The organism is Cupriavidus sp. SIMBA_020 (genome assembly GCF_046535395.1).
GTDB classification, from domain to species: Bacteria; Pseudomonadota; Gammaproteobacteria; order Burkholderiales; family Burkholderiaceae; genus Cupriavidus; species Cupriavidus campinensis.
Window position 1 is genome coordinate 1 of the sequence record NZ_JAWRWU010000611.1, and the last position, 270, is coordinate 270.

Sequence of the window (270 nt, forward strand, 5' to 3'; positions counted from 1 at the left end):
CGCTCACGGTGTACTTGCCGTCCGGCAGCGCGTTGCCCGCTGCATCGGTCGGCGTCCAGTTGAACGGCACCGTGCCGGCCGACTGCTTGCCCGCGTTGATCGTGTTGACGACGGCTCCCGAGCTGTTCTTCACGGTGATCGTCAAGTTCGACACGTCGTTCGCGAGCGACACGCCGAACGGCGACGCCGCGCCACCCTTCACCGCGACGCCGTTGCCCGGCGCGAGCACGTTCGTGCCGATCAGGAGCGCGGCCTGCGTCTGCTGGCCGG

The 270-nt window shown here is 69.3% G+C and carries 1 protein-coding gene; it reads right to left on the bottom strand.

Annotated elements, in window-relative coordinates:
- The coding region (locus SB751_RS30735) for a FlgD immunoglobulin-like domain containing protein (protein WP_410749119.1) at window positions 1-270 on the bottom strand (270 nt) is incomplete at both ends.